The organism is Komagataeibacter kakiaceti JCM 25156 (assembly GCF_000613305.1).
In genome coordinates this window covers 1-4,974 of record NZ_BAIO01000152.1, presented here as the reverse complement: position 1 = coordinate 4,974, position 4,974 = coordinate 1, and the positions used below count along the sequence as shown (strand labels likewise).

Below are 4,974 nucleotides of genomic sequence, written 5' to 3'. Positions count from 1 at the left end.
CCCGGCGCCCGGAATTCCGACCTGCCGGTCCGCCGGGATCAGGCGGCCCAGCGCCGGATGATGCGCCGGTGGGGCGGGGGGCGGAGACTCCCGCGTGGCGCAGGCTGCCAGCAGCACAAAAAGCACTGGATAAAGCAGCCGTGACAGGCGAATGTTTGAAAGCACGGCAATCCTGCGTATCATCATGACCAAGCGCATGCTCCACCGACAGGCGAAAGCATGCAAATTCAAGCCGGACAACAACCCGAGGCCCGTTAAAATGCAACCCCAGTCCCAAGATCCCGTTCCGCACCCCCGCCTGGGTACGATCGAAACCATCGTCGTCGATTCGCGCACCCTGTCCTGTGATGGCGGGCTGGGCGCGCTGGGGCATCCGCGCGTGTTCCTGCGCATCGCCCACCACCAGACCTTCTGCCCCTACTGCTCGCGGCTGTTCGTGCTGAACCCGGATGCACCGGCAGGTGTCGAACACTGATCGCATCCTGACTGATGTCCAGCGACAAGCAGGTTCACCTGATCCTGGTGGATGGTTCGGGGTTCATTTTCCGCGCCTTCCACGCCCTGCCCCCCATGACCAGCCCCGATGGCACGCCCGTCAATGCGGTGTATGGTTTCACGAACATGCTGTCGCGGCTCATGCGCGAACACGCAGGCACCCATCTGGCGGTCATATTCGATGCGGGACGGCATACGTTCCGTAATGATCTGTACGCGCAGTACAAGGCGCACCGCCCGGAACCGCCGGAGGAGCTGCGTCCGCAATTCAGCCTTGTGCGCGACGCAACCGCCGCCTTCGGCGTTCCCGCCATCGAGGAAGCGGGCTGGGAAGCCGATGACCTGATCGCGGCCTATGCCCGCAAGGCGACCGACGCGGGCGGGCAGTGCACCATCTATTCGTCGGACAAGGATCTCATGCAGCTCATCCGCCCCGGCGTGATGATGATGGATCCCATCAAGCAGAAACCGATCGGGGAAAAGGAAGTCCTGGCCAAGTTCGGCGTCACGCCCGACCGGGTGGCCGAGGTGCAGGCCCTGATCGGGGATCCGGTGGATAACGTGCCGGCGTGCCCGGCATCGGCCCCAAGACCGCATCGGCGCTGATGGCGGAATACGGGTCGCTGGACGGCATCCTCGCGGGGGCGGAAGGCATGAAGCGTCCAAGCGGCGGGACAACCTGCTGGCCCATGCCGCGATGGCCCGCCTGTCGCATGAACTGGTGACCCTGCGTGAGGACGCGCCCTGTCCCGAACCGCTTTCCGCCCTGGCCTGCTGCGATGTGGATATGGAGCGGCTGGGCGCATGGCTGTCGAACATGGGATTTTCCTCCCTGTTGCAGCGCATGGGCATGAAGCCGCGCCCGCGCGCCCAGACCGCCCCCCAGACCCCCGCTCAGGCTGCCGTGGAGGTTGCCGCCACGCCGGATGCGGTCCTGCCGCCCATCCCGACAGAGCCTTACGGCCCGTATGACACGGTGACCGACCCCGAAGTGCTGCGCCAGTGGGTGAACGAGGCCCGCGCCGGTGGCGTGTGCGCGGTCGATACGGAAACCGATGGCCTTGACCCGCTGACGGCGCGGCTGGTCGGGATCTCGCTGGCCACCCGGCCCGGAAAGGCCTGCTACATTCCGCTCGGGCACGAAGGCGACCTGATGGACGCCCTGTGCGCGGCCCAGATGCCGGTGGAGACGGCCCTTGAAATCCTTGCGCCGCTATTCGCGGATGTCACGGTTCTCAAGATTTTCCAGAACGCGAAATTCGACCTGCTGGTGCTGACACAGGCGGGCAGCGTCCAGCCCGCCCCGATTGATGACACCATGCTGATTTCCTATGCCCAGTCGGCCGGGCAGCATGGGCAGGGGATGGATGAACTCTCGCGCCTGCTGCTGGATCATACGCCCATTCCCTATGATGAGGTCACGGGCACGGGCCGCAACCGGGTCGTGTTTTCCAAGGTGGATATTGCCCGCGCCACGCCATACGCGGCCGAGGATGCGGATGTGACCCTGCGGCTGTGGCAGGTACTCGCGCCGCAGTTGCGGCCCAACCGGGCGCTGGCGTTGTATGAGCAAATGGAGCGCCCCCTTGTCCCGATCCTGGCGGATATGGAACGTGCGGGCATTGCGGTGGACGCGGATGACCTGCGCGCGATGTCCACCGAATTCGCGGCGCGCATGGGCGTGATCGAGGCCGAGATCCATACCCTTGCCGGGCGTGAATTCAATGTTGGCTCCCCCAAGCAGCTTGGCGAGATCCTGTTTGATGAAATGGGCCTGTCCGGTGGCAAGCGCATGAAATCGGGCGCATGGGGCACGGATTCATCGGTATTGCAGGATCTGGCCGATCAGGGGCATGACCTGCCCGCGCGGATTCTGGCCTGGCGTCAGCTTGCCAAGCTCAAAAGCACCTATGCCGATGCGCTGCTCAACCAGATCAACCCGGTAACGGGGCGAGTGCATACCTCGTTCCAGATGGCGGTCACGACAACGGGCCGCCTGTCGTCCAACGATCCCAACCTCCAGAACATTCCCATCCGCACGGAAGAAGGCGGGCGTATCCGCCGCGCCTTTGTCGCGGCCCCCGGCCATGTGCTGCTCTCGGCCGATTATTCCCAGATCGAACTGCGGCTTCTGGCCGATGTGGCCGATATTCCCGCCCTGCGCGACGCCTTTGAGCGCGGGCAGGACATTCACGCCCGCACCGCGTCCGAAGTGTTCGGCATCCCGCTGGACGGGATGGACCCGCTGACCCGCCGCCGCGCCAAGGCCATCAATTTCGGCATCATCTACGGCATCAGCGCCTTCGGGCTGGGCCGCCAGCTCGGCATCCCCCCGGGGGAAGCGCGCGGGTATATCGACGCCTATTTCGCCCGTTATCCCGGCATTCGCGATTACATGGAGCGGATGCGCGCGGAAGCGCGGCGCAATGGTTACGTCACCACCCCCTTTGGCCGCCGCTGCTGGGTGCCGGGCATTGCGGACCGCAACGCCGCGCGCCGCAACTATGCCGAACGCCAGGCCATCAACGCCCCATTGCAGGGGGGGGCGGCCGACATCATAAAACGGGCCATGGTGCGAATTCCCGCGGCCCTGGCCGATGCGGGGCTTGACGGACGCATGCTCCTTCAGGTCCATGACGAACTTCTGTTCGAGGTGCGGGCCGGGGACGCCGAGCGTCTTTCCGCCCTCGTCAAGCAGGTCATGGAATCCGCGGCGGCCCTTCGCGTGCCTCTGGTCGTGGAAACCGGGACCGGAACGAATTGGGCGGATGCACACTGATGAAGCAAAATGAACGTGACCGGTTTTTCCTGCTGGTCGGGTTGGCCATTCTGGCGGTTTCTTCCATCTGCGGGTATGTGGGCTACCGGCTTTTTGACCGCGCGCCGGTGCCGCTTGTCTCCTATGGCAATCCGGTTGGCGGCTCGTTCAGGCTGGTCAACGGGGCGGATGGCTCCGTGCTGGATACCGATTTCAGGGGCCGGTGGATGCTGATCTATTTCGGCTACACCCACTGCCCCGATACGGTCTGCGGCGCGACGGCCAAGGCCATGGCGGAGGGCGTCGCCGCGCTGGGGCGCGAGCGTTCGCGGCTGGCCGTGCCGATTTTCATCACCCTCGACCCCATGCGCGACACGGCGGAGGACCTGCGTACCTACGCCCTGCGCTTTGGCACGCAGCTTACGGTCATGACGGGATCGCCCAAGATGATTCAGGCGGTGGCGAAGGAATATCACGCCCCCTATGTCCGGCATGAGGGCGAGAATGGTGATTACTCCATGGACCCGCGACCCAGATCGTGATCATGTCCCCCACGGGCCGGTACGAGGGCACCCTGCCCGCGACCGCCACGGCGGGCGAGATCACCGCGCGGATGACGCAGCTCATGGATGCCCAGGCCGGGCACTGAACCAACGCAGGGGGGGGGAGCGGGATGAAGACGGTCCTGCTGCCCCTTGCGCTTGTCGCGGCCCTTACCGGTGTGGCGGCCCCCGTCATGTCCGCCCATGCGGCGGAGGGCACGCGGGGAAGTCCCCACCGGGGCGGCACGCTGCGGCTGACGGCGGTTTCCTCCGCCGGAACGCTTGATCCGCAGATCAATTACACCAGCCAGTACATGCAGGTGATGAGCGTCGTCTATGACGGGCTGCTGACCTATCCCAAACTGCAGGGGCCGGCTGGCGGGCAGGTTGTGCCGGATCTGGCGCGGTCCCTGCCGGACATGCTTGATGGCGGGCGCACATGGGTGTTCACCCTGCGCGACGGTATCCGTTTTTCCAACGGCGCGCCGGTTACGGTGGAGGATGTCGCGGCGTCGCTGCGGCGTATCTTCCGTGTTGGCGCGCCAACGGCCGGATCCTTTTACGGGGCGATTCGCGGCGCGGATGCCTGCCTGCGCGATCCCGCGCACTGCACGCTGGCAGGCGGGGTCGAGACCGATGCGGCCAGCGGGCGCATCACCATTCACCTGACCGGGCCGGATGCGGAATTCCCGCAGAAGATGGCGTTTGGCCACGCGGCGGTCCTGCCCGCCGGGACGCCGCCGCATGATCTGGGTAACGAGGCCGCCCCCGGCACCGGCCCCTACCGCATCGTCGCCTCCAGCCCCGACCGGGGCATGCGGCTGGAACGCAATCCCTTCTTCCATGAATGGAGCGCGACGGCCCAGCCCGATGGGTATGTCGATACCATCATCTATGACTACGGCCTGGCGGAGGAAGATGCGGTCACCGCTGTCGAACGCGGGCAGTATGACTGGATGGCCGGGCTCAAGCCGCTGGACCGGCTGGGGGAAATGGGCAGCCGCCATACGGCGCAGGTCCATGTCTACCCGGTCTACGGGCTTTTGTTCCTGCCCATGAATGTCAACATCCCGCCCTTTGACAACATCCTTGCGCGCCACGCCGTCAATTACGCGCTGGATCGCCGGGCCATGACGATCCTGTACGGTGGCTCCGCCATCGCGGCCCCCCTGTGCCGCA

3 protein-coding genes and 1 pseudogene are annotated in these 4,974 nt (G+C 65.7%); all 4 read left to right on the top strand.

Annotated features, from left to right (window positions below):
* Positions 1-259: 259 nt before the first annotated feature.
* Positions 260-475, top strand: coding sequence for a zinc-finger domain-containing protein (locus tag JCM25156_RS09340; protein ID WP_025812867.1), 216 nt, complete (start codon positions 260-262; stop codon positions 473-475).
* 14 nt (positions 476-489) lie between these two features.
* A pseudogene (gene polA / locus JCM25156_RS23065) lies at positions 490-3,274 on the top strand (DNA polymerase I).
* Complete coding sequence (locus tag JCM25156_RS23060; RefSeq protein WP_242402574.1) at positions 3,274-3,795, top strand: SCO family protein; 522 nt, start codon at positions 3,274-3,276, stop codon at positions 3,793-3,795. The pseudogene polA and the gene JCM25156_RS23060 overlap by 1 nt, the downstream one beginning before the upstream one ends.
* A gap of 194 nt (positions 3,796-3,989) precedes the next feature.
* Positions 3,990-4,974 (top strand): ABC transporter substrate-binding protein (locus JCM25156_RS09325; RefSeq protein WP_242402575.1); only part of this gene is annotated, 985 nt, incomplete at its 3' end.